Origin of the sequence: Mesorhizobium sp. BR1-1-4 (genome assembly GCF_020165375.1) — a bacterium.
GTDB lineage: Bacteria > Pseudomonadota > Alphaproteobacteria > Rhizobiales > Rhizobiaceae > Mesorhizobium > Mesorhizobium australicum.
This window is the reverse complement of the sequence record NZ_JAIUIB010000012.1, coordinates 1-19,301: the sequence shown is the minus strand read 5'-3', so window position 1 is coordinate 19,301 and position 19,301 is coordinate 1. Positions and strand designations below refer to the sequence as shown.

Here is a 19,301-nt window from a genome sequence, read left to right as displayed (position 1 = left end):
CGCGTCATCATAGGGTCAGGGAAGCGATGCCTGGAAGAAACATGAAACTTGCAGTAATTATCCCGACCCTCGGACGCAGCGAGCAAGTTGCTCGCCTGCTTGGATATTTAGGCGGCCAGACAAGACCTCCCGATGAAGTCATATTGTCGGCACCCGACGCCACACACATCGAACTGCCGGACGGCTGCCGGTTCCCGGTATCGAGTGTTTTCGGTCCGAAAGGATTGGCTGCCCAACGCAACACCGCTCTTGTGCCCGCATTGGGGCGTTTCGACATCATAACATTCTTCGACGACGATTTCGTTCCCTCCATTCGATACCTGGGGCAGGTCGAGGAGGCATTTGCTGGAAATGAGGGATGGGCGGTTGTGATGGGGAGGGTCGTCAGAGACGGCGCCACCAATGCCGGTCTTACCTGGGAGGATGCAGAAGCTGCGCTAAGGGAATCGGAAGGCCACACAGCAAATGGACCCTGCGTGGTCGACCATGTCGGTGCCTACGGATGCAACATGTCGTTCCGTTCCTCGCTGGTTGGCGATTTGCGCTTCGACGAGCGCCTCGTCCTCTATGGCTGGCAGGAAGACATCGACTTCACAAGTCAAATGAGAACCAGAGGTCGCGTCGTATGCGTGACGTCGATCACGGGTGTTCATCTTGGAATAAAAACGGGACGCGTCAGCGGAAAGCGGTTCGGCTACTCCCAGGTCGCCAATGCGGTCTACCTGGTAAGGAAAGGGACAGTTCCAGCCTCTTTCGCGCTTCCCCTTATGTTCAGGAATATTGCAGCCAACCTCGCAAAGAGCCTTTGGCCCGAGCCATATGTCGACCGAAGGGGTCGTCTCAGCGGGAACGCGCTCGCGATCCTGCATATCGCCATGGGGCGAATCGAACCCGAATACATCCTGAAGATCTGACGACGGGGGAAGACAATGCGCAAATTGCTTTCAACAGTGGCAGGGATTTCATTGGCGGCAGCTGCTGCCTGTCCGCTGCCGGCGTCAGGCGCGGAGTACCTGCTTGGGCCGCAGGACAAGGTCAGGCTCAAGGTTTACGAATGGCGCGCATCGCGTGACGTCATCTTCGAGTGGACGGCTCTCAATGACAGTTTCACTGTCGGTGCCGATGGGACGCTCTTCCTGCCATTTGTTGGGCAGATGCGCGCCGAGGGCTCCGCTCCCGGGGATCTCGCTCACGCCATAGGCGATCGGCTGATGCAGCACATGGGTCTCGGCCGCCAGCCGGATGTGGCCGTGGAGATTGCCCAATATAGGCCATTCTATATCATCGGCAACGTCAAGCAATCCGGAGAATTTCCCTACAGGCCCGGCCTGACGGTACTGCAGGCGCTCGGGGTCGCCGGCGGGTTGCCTATACGCGAGGACGATGTGTCTCGGCTTGGACGAGAGTTCATTACGGGCCAAGGCGATGTCGGGCTGCTGGCTTTGAACAATGTCAGCCTGCTCGCGCGCAAAGCGCGGTTGCTGTCAGAGCTGGCCGGCAGTGAAGACATCGCTTTCCCGAGCGAACTGAGGGACAGGGCTTCGAACGCAACCGTTGCGCTGGCAATGGACCAGGAACGCAAGATTTTCGTTATCCGCAAGGATGCACTGGCGACCCAACTGCGCTCATTGCGAGAACTCAAGGACTTCCTGCAACAGGAGCTGGCCTCGCTCGAGCAACAGCTGACTTTCCATGACAAACAGATCGAACTCATCCAAAAGGAGCTCGCGGGTGTTTCGAATCTCGTGCAGAAGGGCCTCGCGGTCGCACCGCGGGAACTCTCGCTGGAGGGGACCGTCGCCCAGATGCAGAGCGACAGATTGGCGGCCGAGACCTCGATGCTGCGTGTCAGGCAGGAGATGAGCAAGACGGACATCGAAATCCTCAACCTCAGCAATCAGCATTCCAGCGAGGTTGCCGAGGGCTTGCGCGAGACACAACAGCAGCTCAATGAGGTCACCAGCAAGTCCGACACCGCGGTGCAGTTGCTGCGCGAGACCCAGGTTGCAGTGCCCGCTCTGCTGGCGCTAAGGCAAAATGCCGCGAGGGCCAAGCCGATCTTCACGATTGTGAGGCCGAAAGACAGCGGCACGGAAGAGTTTGCTGCCCAGGAGACAACCCTCGTCGAGCCGGGCGATACCGTGAAGGTCGAAATCCCGCTGCCGCAGTCGGGCTTAGATAGCTTGCCCGCAGCGGATACAAGCATCCAGGCGAAAACAACTGCTGTTGGAAGTACGAACTGACCGGATCCGGGTTGGGGCCAACCAGGGCCGTATCCTGGCTCGGCCGCTGATCGACCGGGCTGCCCTCTTGCTACAGGTGGCGTTGGACGGGCACAGCGGGTCGTGCATGGTCATGCTCGTGGCTATGACCCGAAAAATATGTCGCCCTACAAGTACCCGTTCGCGATATTTCGAACAGCATTCCGACACACCGTCTCTAGCACTTGCCTTGCACTGCGAGGCCGCATATCAGTTGGCGCACGCGGGCTCTTGGCCCCTGACGGAACTCCCTGCCGCGGCAAGCCGACTGGTTCTGCTGGTGCCACTGGAGATATCGGTGCTCACAAGCATACTGGCCGTGTCGGTGGCAGGGATACTACTGGGTTTACGATTCAAGGCTGCGGCGCTGCTGGCAGCGACCGCACTGCTGGTGATCGGGGCGGTCACCTGGAATAGCATGGGGCTGCCTGGCTATGTGACCGTTGGCAAATCTCTAATTCTGGTATTTGTTCTGGCTTGCGCCTACCTCGCAGGCTTGTCTCTAGCGCACTGCTGGACTCGAAACGAAAAGTGATCGTCGCTCGACGCTTCAGGAGGCCCTGTCGACCCGCATGACCGCGACAATGGTCCTGAGCAGGATCACGACGTCGAGCCAGACCGACCAGTTCCGCACATATTGGCTGTCCAGCGCAACGCGGTTATCATAGTCCATGCTGCTTCTTCCACTCACCTGCCAAAGACCGGTGAGTCCCGGCCTGGTTGCGAGGTACTCCGCCTGATGCTCGCCATAACGCCTGAGTTCGTCCTTGACGATAGGTCTTGGGCCCACGCAACTCATGTCACCGCGCAGTATGTTGATGAGTTGGGGAAGCTCATCCAGGCTGGACTTGCGCAGCAGTCGCCCCAAGAGCGTAACGCGCGGATCGTTCCTGATCTTGTGGGTCTCTTCCCACTCCCTGCGTGCGTCGGGGTTGGCATCAAGATATGCACTCAGAACTTCGTCCGAATTGCGCACCATCGAGCGAAACTTATAGCAATCGAATGACCTTCCGCCGAAGCCTACGCGGCTATGCGAGAATATTGGCGGACCGCCGGCCGTAATCTTGATCAACAGACCTACGAGGATCATGACGGGCGCGGCGAAAACGAGCGCTGCGCCGGCGATGACCAGATCCATGATCCGTTTGAGGACGCCTCCGATCGGAGGGTTCGTCGCTCCAGTGATGACATCCGACAGGTCATTCAACACGGTCCCGGCGCCGGCGTAGTCACGCGCAGAAACAACATGCAGGACCGCCCTGCTCTCGACCGCCGCCGGCACAGCGGGCTGGCCCCAAAGCGCCCCCCCCTGGTGCGACTGCTTCTCGAAGGCGTTTGTCATGTGACGGTCGCTGTTTCTCGTTGTTCAACTTCCACAGTCTTCCAAGGACGGAACTTGCCGGCAAGAAATGCAAAGGAGGTAGCGCGATACTCCAACGGCTACCCCCTAATCCTCACGTATGATTGCCCTACACGCTTTGCCGACTTCCGAAAGCGCTGCGCTTGGCCGCAATCCGACGGTGCTTGGACGTCATTGCCCGCGCCTTCGTGAGAAGCACGCCAAGTATCGGCGTCCTGGAGGCCTGCAGCGTCCTCACAAGCTCCCGCAACGTGTCGACGTGCGTCTTTCCCCACTCCGCAACGACCACGACACCATCGAGCACGGATCCAACGATCAGGTCATCCGCCCCGGATTCGAGCGTTGGCAGGTCAACGATGACCATATCATAAGCGGCCAGTTCGTCGGCTGTCGGATCCTCAGCACTGACTTGAGACAGGAAAGCCTGCATGTTTCTTGGCACGAGCAGGCTTTTTGCATCCACCACGGAACTTGAAAGAACGTCGAACCGCCGCCCCAGGGCGCGAATGACATTGTGTTGAAAACCATCCTGGCACTCTTTGCCCTGGACGTTCGGGCGCCCAAGCAGTTGAGTGGTGATCGTCGATCTTCGGACATCGGCGTCGATCACCAATGTCTTTAGGCCGGACATAGAATACAGGGTCGCAAGATTGCTGACGACGGAACTCTTCTGACTGTTGTTCGACACTGCAGTCAGGCCAAGGAATTTCACCGGATGGTTCGTCTCCGCCAAGCTGATTTCGGTTCGCACTTTCCTCAGACTCTGGCTGTATCGCGACCACGGATGCCTAGTCACCTCGTCGACGTTTCCGAATTCCCTGCGCTTGCTGGTGGGCGCCAATTCTCCTACGCACTCTATTTCCAGGTTATCGCGGATTTGACGTGGCGAGCGTATGGTCCAGTCGAATGAATGCCGCGCGAAGGAAAGGCCAATGCCGAGAATGAGCCCTGCGACGCCGGCGAAGGCCAACACCAGCTTCGGTTTTGGAGCGCTTGGAAGAAGCGGTGGTGTCGCGGCCGTGATTACTCTTGCATCGGCGACGGGGTAGGATTGCTGGCTTACTGAATTGGTGTAAGCCTGCAGAAAGCTCTCATACATTTTTCGGTAGGTGTCGGCGGTCACCTCGAGTTCTTCGAGAGTAGGTTCAGAATTGACGCCGTCACCGGCACTTGAATCAGCGCCTACGCTATAATCGTGTCGAGAGCGGAATGCCTGTGCCCTGGCCATTGCCTCGTTCATCTGGGTGCGCAGTTGCTGAAGGCGTTTTTCCAACCATGCCCCACCTTCTCTTGCCGACTCGGCCTTGGTGTCGATCTGCTCATGCACGAAGGCGTCGGCCGTTGCATTCGCAATCTTGGCGGCGCCCTCGGGATCGGCGGAGGTGAAGGATATGTCTATCGCGTAGGAGACACCCACCCTTCGCACATCGAGGCCATTGAGGAAAATCAGCATGCTGAGACGTGACTTCTGGTAGTCGGTCAGCTTCGCGACCGACTCCGGAGCGCCTAAACCGATATGCCCCCAGAGCGCGTTCAGCCAGATGCTTTTCTCAAGCCCCACAGCCTGGACCATTATATCTTTGATTTTCCTAAATCTCTCCTGCAATATCGGTGTCTCGGGGCGATTGAAACTTGCATCCTCAATCAGTTTCAACCGGCCGATGACCATGGAAGCAATCTTCTCGGATTGCAGTACAGCGATTTGACTTTCTATTTGTGCGGTGTCCAACGAGAGATTTATTTCGCCACCCTCCTGCAGATGTTGGGGCAGCTTCGGTTCAATCAATATCTTCGCGCTGGCTGTAAAAACCGGATCGGTGGTCGAATTGTAAAACCATGCGACCAGGAGTGCCGCGGCAAGGCAGGCCGACATTGTTCCGACATAATATCTCAGAAACTCGGTTATGTCCGAGAGGCCGATGAATTCTTGTCCGGCATTGGCCTGATGATTGGTTGCCAAGGGCCATTGGCTGGCGAACAAACGGTTCATTCAACGTCTCCGGCGGGCATGAAGGAGAATCCTTCGTGCACGCCGCCCGACACAAGAGCTTCATGGCGTCCGCCCGATGTTCTCATAAGAGCCGAGGCCCCGCGATCCCAAGCTTTGCAAGAAAGACTACGCCGACGCGGGGGAAGGTAAACGCCACCAATTGGCGTAGACCTACGCCCTGTGGGAGTGAAGAATGCGCGGCAGACCGGCCCTTATCGTGGCTAGAAATGACTTCTGCCGTTCCAGCAGCAACTGTCGTGCTCGGTTGGCTGCAAGGTCCCGGGCGAGAATATCCAGCTTAGCTGACAGGCGTTCGCTCTTATCCCCGTTTTCCGTTGCCTCCAGGGAAAACGCCGCACAATCTGTCATGTGTTTCCAGGCCCCGCGAAGTCGCTCCGATTCTCTTTCGATTTCTGGCTGAATGCCGTCGAGCGCACGTGCCAAGGCTCGGAAACGCCTATGATCGACGTTCTTCCGAAAAAGGAAGCTGAATGGTGTCAGCGGCACTACACAGCCACATTGAGGTTAGCGCCCGACGCGGACCTACTTCCCACGATACTCAACCGCCATGCCCAGACGAGACATCCTTTCGATCATCGATGGGCTCCACCTATTGGATGAGGCGGCACGAAGCGTGGGGTAGCGCTACCCGAATTCATGAAGCGGCCGTGGCTCGCCGAGATGCTAGGAATGTTGGCGCAATTTCGGAGCGAAAGTCGTGACCCTAAACATAGTCGGCCAAGCCAAGCCAAACACATTCGCGTTCGAGAACAATGCTCTCATCAAAGCCACTGGCTTCCGCGAGTATGATGCGCGCTGGTGGTTTGGGCATCCGGGCTCTGAGAAAGAGCCCGAACTCAATTTGATGGGCGCCCAAGCGCTGGGCATGGGTCTGGGTACTCTGATCCGCCGGATGGGCGTGGGCCCTGAGATCATTACCGGCCATGACTTTCGCAGCTATTCGATGTCCATAAAGATGGCGTTGGTGTCAGGGCTGATGGCGGCTGGCGCACGTGTCAAGGACATCGGCCTTGCGCTTTCCCCGACCGCCTATTTCGCGCAGTTCGCACTCAACGCTCCGTCTGTCGCCATGGTAACGGCCTCCCACAATGAGAACGGCTGGACCGGAGTGAAGATGGGCGCGCAGAGGCCTCTTACATTCGGGCCTGACCAGATGGCAGCGCTCAAGGCGCTCGTGCTGAACGGCGACTTCGATCTGGTGGGTGGCGGCGGCTACGAATTCGTTTCCGACTTTCGCGAGAGATACATCGAAGACTTGACTGCCGGAAGGAACGTTCGACGCAGGCCGCGTGTCGTCGTTGCCTGCGGTAATGGGACGGCGGGCGCATTTGCCCCCCAGGTGCTGGAGACCATCGGCTGTGAGGTGATCCCCCTTGACGTGGAGCTCGATCACACCTTTCCGCGCTACAATCCTAACCCCGAAGATATGCAAATGCTGCATGCGATCCGGGACAAGGTTTTGGAAACCGGTGCCGATTTGGGTGTCGGCTTCGACGGCGACGGCGACCGCTGCGGCGTGGTGGATAATGAAGGCTCCGAGATCTTCGCGGACAAGGTCGGCGTCATGCTGGCGCGAGATATTTCCAGCCTCTATTCGCAATCCACCTTTGTCGTAGACGTGAAATCAACCGGACTTTTCATGACCGATCCCGTTCTCGCGCAAAACGGTGCACGGACGGACTATTGGAAAACGGGGCATTCCTACATCAAGCGACGGGTTGCCGAGCTTAACGCAATCGCCGGCTTCGAGAAGTCGGGGCACTTCTTCTTCAACCCGCCGATCGGGCGTGGCTATGACGACGGCCTCATCACGGCGATCACCGTCTGCGAGATGCTCGACCGCAATCCGGGAAGGACGCTGGCCGACCTCTATCGCGCCCTGCCCGTAACCTTTGGCACGCCAACAATGTCGCCTCACTGTCCCGACGAAGTCAAATACGGCGTTGTCGACAAGGTCGTCGGCGACTTCATGAAGATGAAGGGGGACGGGACGGTGTTCGCGGGTCAGCCGCTGGCTGATCTGGTTACCGTCAATGGGGTGCGGGTCGTGGCTCAAGACGGCACCTGGGGTCTGGTCAGAGCTTCGTCGAACAAGCCCGAAATTGTCGTCGTCGTCGAAAGCCCCGTCTCGTCGGAGCGCCGTCGCCAGATGTTCGAGGCGATCGACGCCGTCCTGCGCCGCAATCCAGAGGTCGGGGCCTACAACCAGACATTCTGAGAGGAGCTGAAGCATGGCACACCGCATCGTAAGTTTTGTGATGAGCGGAGGAGTCGGGTCCCGGCTATGGCCGCTCTCGCGCGAAGACAATCCCAAGCAGTTCCACGATCTCTCGGGGGACGGTTCCATGCTGGCGAAGACGGTTCGGCGCCTGAAAGCGTGGCCGCACAGCGAAACGCCGATCTATCTGATAGCATCCGAACGTCATGCCGAACGGGTCATCTCGGACATAACTCCGCTTGGGCTGAACGGCGGAAAGCCGATTTTCGAACCCCTGGGCCGCAATACCGCGGCAGCTGTCGCTATTGCGACACTGCAGACGATTTCGAAGCACGGCAAGGACGCGCTTGTGCTCGTGGTCCCCTCCGACCACGAGATATCGACCGAGACGCAGTTCTGGGAGACCGTTGAAGCGGGCATGCCTGCCGCCGACTCGGGAAGCATCGTCGTGTTCGGCATCAAGCCCACTCATCCAGAGACGGGATATGGATACATTGAGGTTGCGGCCAATGGTGACGGCGCGGCCGCGGTTTCACGGTTTGTCGAAAAGCCGAACATCGAGACGGCGCAAAAGTATTTATCGTCGGGAAGGTTCTACTGGAATGCGGGCATCTTCCTGTTTCGTGCCGACACAATGCAGAGAGCTTTAATCGAATTTCAGCCGGAGATATGGGAAACGGCGGAACGCGCCTTCAAGACGGCCAAGGTGGATGTCTCGGGTCTTTACCTGCCACAAGGCTTCTACTCGGCGGTCCCCTCCACATCGATCGACTATGCGGTCATGGAACATGGGCAGGGCATCGCGATGGTGACGGCGTCCTTCCGCTGGAACGACCTTGGATCGTGGCAATCATTGCTGGAGGCGAGCCCCGTGGACGGCAATGGCAACGTGGTAATGGGCGATGTTGTCGCCATGGACTGCGACAGTTCCTACCTCAGAAGCCAAGGTCGGCTGCTCACCGTTATAGGGATGAAGGATGTGGCGGTGGTCGCAACGCCGGACGCTATATTCGTCGCCCCGGTCAGCCATAGCCAGAATGTGAAGAAGGTCGTCGAGCAACTCGAGAAGAGTGGGCGTCTCGAGACGAAATTCACGGCGTCGGAAGACCGGGTCATTGTCAGCGGGTCATGGCGCAAGCGCGTCGAGCACTGGCTCTTCAACGAGACCCTTCCGCTTTGGTCAAACGCAGGGGTCGACAATGTGCATGGCGGCTTCCACGAAGCGCTTCGTTTCGATGCGACGCCATTAAGCAAACCCAAGCGGATGCGGACGATGGCTCGCCAGATCTATGCTTTTGCGGTGGCCAAGGAACGTGGCTGGACCGGGGACGCCGACAAGCTCATCGATCACGGAATCGACTTCATCTCAAAATACGGCCGCACCGATCGCGGAGGGTGGGTACGCACCCTCAATCCGAATGGAAGCGTGGCGGACCCCGTGGAGGACGCCTATGATCACTCCTGCGTGCTCCTCGCACTTGCCCATGCCTATCGATGCGGCCACAAGGCTGGCCTTCAGCTTGCACAGGAGACATTTCAGTTCATCGACTCTCACCTCGAGGATGGCAGCCTGAATGGCTTCCTTGAGACACCTGGCTGGAATGGGGTTCGGTCCTCGAACCCACACATGCACATGCTTGAAGCTTTCCTTGCTTGGTATGCCGTAACCGGCGATCGCGTATATCTGCGTCGAGCGGCTCGCGTCATCGATCTCTTCCGCAGCCATTTCTTCGATCAGGAAAGTTGGACGCTCGGCGAGTATTTCGATGCGGACTGGCTGCCGTTGCCCGGAGACCAGGGGCAGTGGACCGAACCGGGGCACCATTTCGAATGGGCCTCTCTGCTCGTCGACTTCGCGCGGGCAAGCGGGCAGAAAGATCTGGCTGCTTATGCGAGGAAACTCTATTCGTCGGCGGTCGCCAGCGGGCTGAATCGAGCCACAGGGTTGGCGTATGCGGCCGTTTCGCGACAAGGGCTGCCTCTCGACAGGCTCTCGCGTAGCTGGCCGCAATGCGAAGCGATCAAGGCGGCGATCGCGTTGGATGGCATCGGCGGGCCCGATCTGAAACCAGAGATCGAAGCTCGTGTCGCGCGCCTTTTCAGATGGCATATCGATCCCGCACCGCTTGGCCTGTGGATGGACAGGATCGACGAGCGCGGCCGATCGCTGGCGACGGAGGTTCCTGCCAGCATCTTCTACCATTTGGTGACAGCGTTAATGCAATATCTCGACAAGACCGAGGGGCAGGTGGAGGCGTTCCCCGTACCGTCTCTCAAAGACGACAGCGCTGTCGCGAAGCAGAGTTATGGCTAAAGAAAGCGATCGCTCATCGCAAAGGGACGGATCTTCTCCAAACAGAATGTTTTCTCGCCATTCGTCCCTGTGACGCCTTGGACGCCAGCTACCGCTAATTCGGTATCTTCTTGTCTCTGTGTCACCACAGCAAAGTGCGATATCGTGGAAGTCACGCCAAAACGAGAGGATCGACCTGCCTCTCGATCTGAGGCTGCGTAAAGTTGTCAAGACGTGGGAATTAGAAACCGTTGTCCGTACAGTTGAAGGCGACGATGGCAAAAAAGAAATCGCGGCACAGGCGCAGTGGTGATCTTCTGAAGCTGCTTGCAACAAGGCCTCGGGCCGTTGCGCTTGCCGCGCTGCATGTGAGTGAATCGGTCCTCCTGGAACTCGAAGCATCGGAGTTGTTGTCTCCGTCCGAGATCAGGGGACTGCTGAGGGACGCGTCGCTGACGTTGCGCAACGCCGCCGACCAGGCAGATAATCGGAGCTGTCTCGTTGCCAGCGAAATAGTTGAGTCAATGAGGGAGAATTTTAAGAGAAGTAAGTCATAGATGACGCCAGCTCTAAGCGGCGTCAATCGAGCCCTAGCGTGTTGCGAGCCAGATTTCGATACGACATTGACGTCGCGACCTTTCTTTGCCGGGATCCAAAGAGGCGCCCATCACATGGATTTTTATATACATGGTGAAGTTCAGGAAGGTACACATGGAGTTGGCGTAGGGGGTAGGGATGGCGAATGCTTCACGTTCTTTTTCGAGAGGAGATGAGCACCGTTCGACATACGTTGGACTTAGCGATGACGACGCCGCTCTGATCAAGACTCTCGGGTTCACCGCAAAGCGATATCCAGCCGACGCGGTGATCTTCAGCCAAAGTGACAACAAGGATCGTATTTACGTCGTCGAGTCGGGTTGGGGATGCATTTCCCATGAGCTTCCGGATGGCCAGCGACAAATTCTCGATTTTGCCCTGATAGGCGATGTCGTTCTGCCTCAATCACATGGGAGCGGCTCTATTGAGACGTTCGTAGCTCGAACTGAACTTTCGTTGCTTGTGGCACCCACCAAGACTTTGACGCTTGCTGCTATGAAATCGCCTCAACTCTTCTCGTTCATTGTTGGGGCTTTCGTACGCAACGGCGCGGTGATGGCCCAGCACCTCGCCAACATAGGACGACGCAACGCATTGGAGCGAACAGCACATTTGCTGCTCGAACTGACAGCGCGCCTGCAACGAGTAGGCGCGGTTGACCGCAACGGCTTCGACTGCCCGCTCACCCAATACGATCTCGCGGACGCCCTTGGTCTTACTCCGATCCATGTCAATCGAATGCTGCGGGAACTTCGCGAGCGGAAGTTTCTCGAATTCCGCCAGGGCCATGTCCGCGTGCTCGATTCTCCGGGCCTGACGAAGTTCGCCGGATTCGACGGCGAATACATCAGGAGCTGAGCACCAGGCGCCTCAGCCCCTTGGGATCCTTGCATTTGAGGGACCTGAAGCTTCGCGTCTGTCTCGAAGAACAGCAAGCTCATCGGCCGCTTCATCAATGCCCTGAGAGGCGGCTCGCTCGAGCCAGATCCGGCCGGCAACTGGCTCGTACTCACCGGCAACACCTTGGGAAAGGTAGCGGCCCAGCATGAGTTGGGCGTGTCCATGCCCTCGCTCAGCGGCGGCTGCGAACCATTTCTGCGCCGCCTTCCGATCCGGAGTAAGCCCCTGCCCGCTCTCGTATAGAGCCCCGATTGCAAACATCGCGCCAACATGGCCGGTGGCGGCAGCCTGCTTGAATAGATGCGCCGCGGCGCGCGCCGAGCGCTCTCCTCCACGCCCATTGTAGAGCATTTCGGCCAAAGCCACCTGCGCGTCCACCATGCCAGCATTGGCCGCTCGGTCAAACCAAAGCCTGGCCTGCATCTGGTCAGCTGGCACACCGCGTCCATTCTGAAGCATGCGCGCATACATATACTGCGCCTGCGCCATGCCTTCGGCTGCGCGCCTCATCCACTTCGCCGCCAGTTCCTGGTTCTTGCTCACTCCGACCCCTTCGGCAAAACAAAGCCCGAGATTGAAGGCCGCGACTGCGTCTCCTGACGAAGCAGTCGCTTCGAACCACTCCGCGACATCGACACCATCAGTAGGGTCGCCGGCGCCTTCCAGGATAAGGTTCGCAAGGTCGACCTGGGATTCTCGATTGCCACCATTAGCGGCGCCGCGCAGCCAGCGCGTTCCTTCCTCGGCGTCCTGAGCTACACCGTTCCCGGAAAGATACAGCGATGCCAAGGCACGAGCGGCTACTGGATGACCTGCCTCCGCAGCGCGCCGGTACCACGTCGCGGCTTCCGCATAATCCGGTTGAGGGCGCTTCACATACCGTTCGCCTATACGATAGGCGGCGTCGAGGTTTCCGGCCACTGCGGCGCGACGCATCCACGCCTCGCCTGCTGCGGGGTCCTGACGTGACAAGCTGCCCTCGATGAGAGAAAGCCCCAGCCTGAATTGGGCCGAAGCGAGGCCCTTTTCCGCAGCCAGCTGATAAAGCTCAGCAGCCGCCTCGCGATCGACGGGCACCCCCATTCCGTGCTCGGTGAGGACCGCAAGAAGGTAGATCGCTGTCGGCAGACCTGCATCGGCCGCACGCCGCATCGCTTCGGCAATCCTAGTCCTGTGCTCCGGTTGCTTGCGACGGGCAAGTGACAGGGCGAGGCCAAGGCATCCTTCCGGACAACCGGCCGCCGCGGACTTCTCGTACAAGCCATGAGCGGCATTGAGGTTGCGCATCGGCATTGGGCCCTTGCTTAGAATATAGCCGAGTATGGCCTGCCCTGTTGCGGAGCCAGCCTCGGCAGCTTTTTGGGCGAACGGAAGCGCTGCCTCGAAATCCGGCTTTCGTGAAGACGGCGACTTGAACAGGCTTTCTGAACTGCTGGTTCCTGTGTTGTCCTCGTGTTCGGCCAGCCCAGTGCTGTAAAGCGCGGCAAGGAGTGCCTGCGCATCGGGGTTACCATGGTCAGCAGCCCGCCGTAGCCAGCGCGTCCCTTCCAATCGGCTTGGCGGTACGCCCGACCCCTCAAGATAGCAGCGCGCGACGCGGCATTCCGCTTCTGGAACCCCGGCACGAGCAGCGGTGGCTATAAGCGGAAACGCTTCGGCAGCTTTGCCTTGTTCAGTAAGCTGAGCTGCCCTGCGCAGCGCCAGCGCCGGGTGGATACGTCCGGCCAACCGATCCATCAACGCCATTTATGGCTCCCGCATTGCTTCCTGACCGATCGGCAGCATCGTGCCGAGGATGTATCTGAGCACCGTGCGGCGGCCTACCTTCACATCAGCTGTGACCGGCATGCCGGGGCTGACCGCGAAGCCGGCGGGCACGCCATGAAGGGCGACGTCGTCAATGGAAATTCTCGTGCGGTAGAACTGGTCGGCATCCGAGGGCAGCATGGCCAACGAGCTATTCGGGTCACGCACCTGATCCCTGGCAGAGAAGGAATCCGGGCTGACTGAGCGTACCGTGCCGTGAGCCAGGCCGTATTGCGAATAGGGGAACGTATCGAATTTGATTGCTACGGGATCGCCGACGTGAACAAAGCCGCTGCTGCGGCCGATGATATTCGTCTCCACCTCAAGCACCGCGTCAGCCGGGACCAGGGTGATCAACCGCTCTCCGGACTGCAGAACCGAACCCACGGAAACTTTAGCCACAGATTGAACGGTAGCGTCGGCCTCGCTCCTGAGCTCGACCAACTGTTTGCGCAGCTTGGCCTTGTTGAGAAGCTCGCGGGCGTCGGATATGCGCGAATTGGCCTCCGACAGGCTCTGCGAAACGTCTGCGCGCCAACTCTGGACAAAGCCGTCACGCTCGGCCGCAACCCCAGCCTGCTGGCGCTTAGCAGCCTCGGATGTCTGCTCGGCGTTGGTGAGAGCTCGCGACATTTCAGCTGTGTTGTCCTCGGCAAGGAGCGTATTGAGACGGCTTCCGACCTGTCTCACTTCGAGTTTTTTGCGCATTTGCTCGATCGACCCCGCGACGGCCAATCGCTGCCGATAGCCATCGGCATCGGACTGGGAGCGGGAGATGACCGAACTGAGTTGGTCACCCTGTCGATCGAAGCTCTCCAGCTTGGCGTCATAGACCGCCTTGCGACGATCGAAGATCGAGGCCTGCAGTGTCCAACTCGGATCCAGGCCGTCATAGGTGAATGAGTTTCCGTCGGCCTCGGCCTTCAGGCGAGCCACCTCGGCTTCGAGGGTCGTGACTTGGGCGGCCAATGCGGTGAGATCGGCCGAGGCAAAAGTGGCGTCGAGTCGGGCAAGCACCTGGCCGCCCTTGACCTGCTGTCCTTCGCGTACCTCGATAGAGCGGACGATGGCTGTCTCGAGCGGCTGGACGACGATGTTTGGCGACTGTGCCACCACCAGGCCCCTCGTCGTGACCACCTGGTCAACCGGTATCAGAGCTGCGAGCATTATCAGCGCGACGACCAGGCTAAATACGACCCAGACGATGCTACGAGCCACTCGCGGAACCGGCGCGTTTGCGACGGCTGTCGATGGCCATTGGAATTCGAGAATGACCGGCGCCGTCGGATCGCTGGCCTTTGCCCGACGACGGCGAGCAGCAATTGGCGCATAGGGGGTGACGCTCATGGCCGGCTCACATCAACGGAGGGCACAGCCGCCAATCGGCCACGCCGGCCTTCCAGGTGCCGGTTCTGCTGAAGCCAAAGCTGGCGGTAAACGCCACACCGCTCCAGTAGGACGGAATGCGGCGCGACATCGAGAACCTTGCCCTGATCCACCACGAGGATCTGATCGCACTCCGTCAGCGATGCCAGCCGGTGCGAGACGATGATCATCGTTCGGCCGCTGGCGATACGCAGGAGGTTGTCGCTGACCACCGCTTCACTCTCGGGATCGAGCGCGCTTGTCGCTTCGTCCAGTATCAGGATGGTCGGGTTGTGAATGAGCGCGCGGGCTATTGCCAACCGCTGCCGTTGCCCGCCCGACAGATTGGGTGAGCCTTCCTCAATGTAGGTATCATAGCCATTCGGCATGCGTTCGATGAACTCAGCCGCGCCGGCAAGGTGAGCAGCACGCATGGCATCCGAAAGCGTCAAGCCCTGACGTCCCGCGATGATGTTGTCCCTTATCGAACCGCGGAAAAGGAAATTATCCTGAAGGACAACACCTAGGCCCTGGCGGAGGTGGCGCAGGTTAATTTCCTTGAGGTCGATCCCGTCGAGCTTGAGGAACCCGCTGTAGTCGCGGTTGATGCCTTGCAGAAGACGCGCGATGGTCGATTTTCCGGAGCCGCTGCGCCCGACGATGCCGAACATCGAGCCAGACGGAATGTCGAAGCTGACCCGGTCGAGCGCCGGCGTCTTGGTACCCATGTAAGTGAAGGTCAGGTCGCTAAACTTGATTTCGCCGACAAGTTTTGGCCTCAGGCCCGCGGAATTTGAACTGCTTTCTAATGGACGGTTGAGAACTGACGCCGCCTCACCGATGGCCGCGCCGACTTCTTCGTAGTCCTCTACCAGACGTGCCAGGCCGACAAGGGGCTGCGCGACGCGTTGGGCGATCATCATGAATGCAAACAGGCTGCCGACCATGTAGCCAGTGCTGTCGCTCATGGCCAGATACGCCCCCATCAGCATGGTGCCCAACACCATCGCGCGCTCAACTGGCGTTACGAGGGTTTGCGGCCAATTGGCGAGTTGCCCAAAAGCCAGGCGCGCCTTACCCGCGTCCGCCACCCGTTCGTCCCAAAGCGCCTTGCGTTGCGGCTCGAGACCAAGCGCCTTGACCGTCTTGATGCCGGCGACGGTCTCGCCGAGCGCCGCCGACTTCCAGGTCTCGGCATTCACCACGCGTTGGTAGCTGGCCCGCAGCGGCGCAAGGAAAGCAAGGATGATCAGCATGATCAAGACGGCGCAGCCGAGCACCATCCAGGCGAGTGTTGCGTTGATATAGAACATGACTGGGATGAGCACGCACAGCGTCATCAGATCCAGGAAGGTGCTGAGCAATTTGCCTGTGAGGAATTCGCGGATGCGGTAGACCTGTGCCAGATGGTACATTGTCTCGCCCGCTGGATGGCGCTCGAAATAGTCAAGCGGCAGGCGCAACAGCCGACCGAAGACGTGCAAGTTCAGCTTGGTGTCCAAGCGAGCGCCGACCACGTTGATGATCAGGCGGCGCGCGTGGCCGAGCAGGGTCTCGTAGGCGAAAACGACGACTATCACTGCACTCAGCAATGCCAGAGTCGAGATGCTGTTGAACTGCAGCACCTTGTTGACCACAGTCATGACGATAAGGGGCGGCAGAATTGTCAGGATGCTGAGTGTGAACGAAGCGATGCCGATGTCGCGCAGCGGCACAGCCTCGAGCCGCACAAGATCTACGAGCCAGCGGAAGGTGAACGGCGCGTCGGCGGCGACGAAGGATCGTTGAGGACGCAGCAGCACCGCCTCACCCGACCAGACCCGCGACAACCTCAGCTCGTCGATCGCGATCGCTTGGGCATCATCCGGCGCATCTACGCTCTTCAAGAAAATGAGATTGCGTTCGGCGCTAGCACCAGTAAGCAGGCCAGCGCGGCCATCGCTGAACAGCAGAACCACCGGTCCGGTTTGTTCGAAGCGCAGAAGATGCGACCAGCGGACGCGAACCGCGCGCGACCACATCCCGCCGTTCTGCGCCCATTGAGAGAGATCCGCAGCGGTCGGAGTGGTGCCTACGCTTGCGGCCCTGAATTCGTTGGGGTCCAGCTCGACACCGTGGTAACGTGCGACCTTGATCATAGCCCTTAGGCGCGGTGCGACCTGACCGAATTCGGCAGGCCCGCCTGGACTCCGTTGCGCTTTGCCCTCGCCCGGATGCTTGCCGGCCGCATTCGCTTGCGCGTCATGATGGTTCGGGCTCGGTTTGGGGCCTTGACTGAGTTGTACGCTCACAGTGCACTGCTCCCGCGAACCAGCCTCAAGAGTTCGAAGAGGCTCGCTACGTCTTGTCGCAATGGAAGTTGGCGAGACCGTTCGCATCTCCAACAGGCATACGAGATGAGACGATTGCCGGCGCTGGAAGCGCGCAGGCGCAGACCCCGCCTTCCAGCAGGGTCCGCGTCCACTGTTTTCAACCGCTTAGTCATGCGGCTTCAGAATATTGCTCAGTGTCTTTTTCAGTGTGTCGTCGGTTTGAGCATACCCCGAGCTCTGCTTGTCCGATGTCAGGTCCAAGGTCGAACCGAACGGCTTGTTCTGGGTCTGACCAAAGCCTGCGACAGAAGTGAGCAGGTTCAGGAGGTCCACAGCCACCGAAACAATGGCGAGGCTGATGAGCTGCCTGAACAAGTCCTGGCTGTCAGCGGAACTACTGGACTGTATGAACTGCTTGATATCCTTCAGCCCAAGCGTGTCGGTCGAGATATAGCCACCTTGACTGTTGGCCGACGAACCATGATCCCCGTTGCCATGCCCTCCATGACCATTGTCACGGCTGCCACGGCCATTGTCACCACGGTCATTGTCATGACGGTCACCATTGCCATTGTGGCGATCGTGGTCGTGATTGCCATTGTGACCATGGTGATGGTGGTTGCCGTTGTGGTCATGATCATTGTCGCCATGACCGGTGGCACCAGTGGACCCGGTATGGCCCGTTGCTCCAGTGGAACCCGTTGCTCCGGTGTGCCCAGTTGCCCCGGTCGCACCAGTATGGCCGGTCGCACCTGTTGCCCCGGTGGCACCCGTTGCACCAGGATTCCCTGTCGCACCTGTTGCTCCAGTGTCACCCGTCGCGCCGGTATCACCCGTTGCTCCGGTGGCTCCGGTGTCGCCAGTTGCTCCAGTGTCGCCGGTGGCTCCGGTCGCTCCGGTGTCACCAGTTGCTCCGGTGTCGCCTGTAGCGCCAGTCGCTCCCGTTGCACCAGGGTCGCCAGCCGCACCCGTTGCTCCGGTAGCCCCGGTCGCACCTGTTGCCCCCGTGTCACCCGTCGCGCCAGTTGCTCCGGTGTCACCGGTCGCCCCAGTCGCTCCGGTGTCACCAGTTGCTCCGGTGTCGCCTGTAGCGCCCGTGGCTCCCGTTGCACCAGGGTCGCCAGTGGCACCCGTTGCTCCGGTCGCACCTGTTGCCCCCGTGTCACCCGTCGCGCCAGTCGCCCCGCTATCACCCGTCGCGCCAGTCCCCCCGGTATCACCCGTTGCTCCGGTGGCTCCGGTGTCGCCAGTTGCTCCAGTGTCACCCGTCGCGCCAGTTGCTCCGGTGTCGCCCGTCGCGCCAGTCGCTCCGGTGTCACCCGTCGCGCCAATATCGCCGGTCGCTCCGGTGTCACCCGTCGCTCCGGTAGCCCCGGTCGCACCAGTATCACCCATTGCGCCAGTTGCTCCGGTCGCACCAGTATCACCGGTTGCGCCCGTTGCTCCGGTGTCGCCCGTTGCGCCGGTGGTCCCAGTTGTGCCTGTGCTTCCGGTAGCACCGGTCGCTCCTGTCGAACCCGTGGCCCCTGTCGCACCCGAATGACCGGTTGCCCCAGTTGAACCCGTGGCTCCGGTCGCGCCAGTCGCCCCGGTAGAGCCAGTCGCGCCTGCAGCTCCAGTCGAACCCGTAGCGCCAGAATCCCCGGTTGCACCCGTGGCTCCGGTATCACCCGTTGCGCCAGTCGCACCGATGTCGCCTGTACCGCCGGTGGCACCCGTTGCACCCGAATCGCCGGTCGCACCCGTGGCTCCGGTATCGCCGGTCGCACCCGTGGCTCCGGTATCACCCGTTGTGCCAGTCGCACCGGTGTCCCCCGTAGCGCCGGTGGCACCTGTTGAGCCAGGATCCCCAGTCGCACCCCTGGCTCCGGTATCGCCGGTTGCACCCGTGGCTCCGGTATCGCCCGTTGCGCCAGTTGCTCCGTTGTCGCCAGTCGCTCCAGTGTCACCGGTCGCGCCAGTCGCACCCGTTAAACCTGTGGCGCCGGTGTCCCCAGTCGCACCGGTGTCGCCCGTAGCGCCGGTGGCACCCGTTGAGCCAGGATTCCCGGTCGCACCCGTGGCTCCGGTATCGCCGGTTGCACCCGTGGCTCCGGTATCACCCGTTGCGCCAGTTGCTCCGTTGTCGCCGGTCGCGCCAGTCCCACCGGTTGAACCGGTGTCGCCCGTTGCGCCAGT

Annotated in this window: 13 protein-coding genes; 6 read left to right on the top strand and 7 right to left on the bottom strand. The window is 60.0% G+C overall.

All coding sequences use genetic code 11. The features are described 5' to 3' along the window. Positions 1-41 precede the first annotated feature (41 nt). The 3 genes from LB571_RS23925 to LB571_RS23915 all read left to right on the top strand — a co-directional run bounded on the left by LB571_RS23925 (position 42) and on the right by LB571_RS23915 (position 2,796). On the top strand, positions 42-914 hold the full coding sequence (locus tag LB571_RS23925) for a glycosyltransferase family 2 protein (protein WP_224588077.1): 873 nt from the start codon (positions 42-44) through the stop codon (positions 912-914). A gap of 15 nt (positions 915-929) precedes the next feature. Further along, on the top strand, positions 930-2,243 hold the full coding sequence (locus tag LB571_RS23920; RefSeq protein WP_224598493.1) for a polysaccharide biosynthesis/export family protein: 1,314 nt from the start codon (positions 930-932) through the stop codon (positions 2,241-2,243). Between the two features lie 316 nt (positions 2,244-2,559). After that, positions 2,560-2,796, top strand: coding sequence for a hypothetical protein (locus LB571_RS23915; protein ID WP_140793001.1), 237 nt, complete (start codon positions 2,560-2,562; stop codon positions 2,794-2,796). A 15-nt stretch (positions 2,797-2,811) separates the two neighbouring features. Here the strand turns inward: LB571_RS23915 and LB571_RS23910 are convergent, their stop codons facing one another. Both LB571_RS23910 and LB571_RS23905 read right to left on the bottom strand, forming a co-directional pair. Next, positions 2,812-3,603 (bottom strand): sugar transferase, encoded by a 792-nt coding sequence (locus LB571_RS23910; protein ID WP_224588080.1) that lies wholly within the window; start codon positions 3,601-3,603, stop codon positions 2,812-2,814. Positions 3,604-3,730: 127 nt separating this feature from the next. Continuing rightward, positions 3,731-5,611, bottom strand: coding sequence for a GumC family protein (locus LB571_RS23905; RefSeq protein ID WP_224598487.1), 1,881 nt, complete (start codon positions 5,609-5,611; stop codon positions 3,731-3,733). 718 nt (positions 5,612-6,329) lie between these two features. On the opposite strand from LB571_RS23905, the gene LB571_RS23900 reads away from it, so the two are divergent. From LB571_RS23900 to LB571_RS23890, 3 genes are all read left to right on the top strand, one after another. Beyond that, positions 6,330-7,850: a phosphomannomutase/phosphoglucomutase gene (locus LB571_RS23900; protein WP_224598485.1), complete on the top strand. Its 1,521-nt coding sequence runs from the start codon at positions 6,330-6,332 to the stop codon at positions 7,848-7,850. A gap of 13 nt (positions 7,851-7,863) precedes the next feature. Next, positions 7,864-10,164 carry a mannose-1-phosphate guanylyltransferase/mannose-6-phosphate isomerase gene (locus tag LB571_RS23895; RefSeq protein ID WP_141906359.1) on the top strand — a complete coding sequence of 767 codons (2,301 nt, stop codon included), beginning with the start codon at positions 7,864-7,866 and terminating at the stop codon, positions 10,162-10,164. A gap of 714 nt (positions 10,165-10,878) precedes the next feature. Next, positions 10,879-11,598, top strand: a complete 720-nt coding sequence (locus tag LB571_RS23890; protein ID WP_224588088.1) for a Crp/Fnr family transcriptional regulator — start codon at positions 10,879-10,881, stop codon at positions 11,596-11,598. A 12-nt stretch (positions 11,599-11,610) separates the two neighbouring features. Here LB571_RS23890 and LB571_RS23885 read toward each other — a convergent pair whose 3' ends face one another. From LB571_RS23885 to LB571_RS23865, 5 genes are all read right to left on the bottom strand, one after another. After that, entirely contained in the window at positions 11,611-13,386 is a 1,776-nt protein-coding gene (locus LB571_RS23885) for a tetratricopeptide repeat protein (protein WP_141906358.1), read from the bottom strand. After that, complete coding sequence (locus LB571_RS23880; protein WP_224598483.1) at positions 13,387-14,793, bottom strand: HlyD family type I secretion periplasmic adaptor subunit; 1,407 nt, start codon at positions 14,791-14,793, stop codon at positions 13,387-13,389. It lies immediately after the preceding gene. Continuing rightward, a complete protein-coding gene (locus LB571_RS23875) occupies positions 14,790-17,102 on the bottom strand; it encodes a peptidase domain-containing ABC transporter (protein WP_224598481.1) in 2,313 nt (770 codons plus the stop codon). Before LB571_RS23875 ends, LB571_RS23880 begins: the two co-directional genes overlap by 4 nt. Before the next feature lie 186 nt (positions 17,103-17,288). Continuing rightward, a complete protein-coding gene (locus LB571_RS23870) occupies positions 17,289-17,498 on the bottom strand; it encodes a hypothetical protein (protein WP_224598478.1) in 210 nt (69 codons plus the stop codon). A gap of 50 nt (positions 17,499-17,548) precedes the next feature. Then, on the bottom strand, positions 17,549-18,622 hold the full coding sequence (locus LB571_RS23865; RefSeq protein WP_224598476.1) for a hypothetical protein: 1,074 nt from the start codon (positions 18,620-18,622) through the stop codon (positions 17,549-17,551). Positions 18,623-19,301 lie beyond the last annotated feature (679 nt).

Coding starts and splice junctions, on each gene's coding strand:
- LB571_RS23925 (WP_224588077.1), top strand. CDS start 42: ATGAAACTTGCAGTAATTATCCCGACCCTCGGACGCAGCGAGCAAGTT.
- LB571_RS23920 (WP_224598493.1), top strand. CDS start 930: ATGCGCAAATTGCTTTCAACAGTGGCAGGGATTTCATTGGCGGCAGCT.
- LB571_RS23910 (WP_224588080.1), bottom strand. CDS start 3,603: ATGACAAACGCCTTCGAGAAGCAGTCGCACCAGGGGGGGGCGCTTTGG.
- LB571_RS23905 (WP_224598487.1), bottom strand. CDS start 5,611: ATGAACCGTTTGTTCGCCAGCCAATGGCCCTTGGCAACCAATCATCAG.
- LB571_RS23895 (WP_141906359.1), top strand. CDS start 7,864: ATGGCACACCGCATCGTAAGTTTTGTGATGAGCGGAGGAGTCGGGTCC.
- LB571_RS23890 (WP_224588088.1), top strand. CDS start 10,879: ATGGCGAATGCTTCACGTTCTTTTTCGAGAGGAGATGAGCACCGTTCG.
- LB571_RS23885 (WP_141906358.1), bottom strand. CDS start 13,386: ATGGCGTTGATGGATCGGTTGGCCGGACGTATCCACCCGGCGCTGGCG.
- LB571_RS23880 (WP_224598483.1), bottom strand. CDS start 14,793: ATGAGCGTCACCCCCTATGCGCCAATTGCTGCTCGCCGTCGTCGGGCA.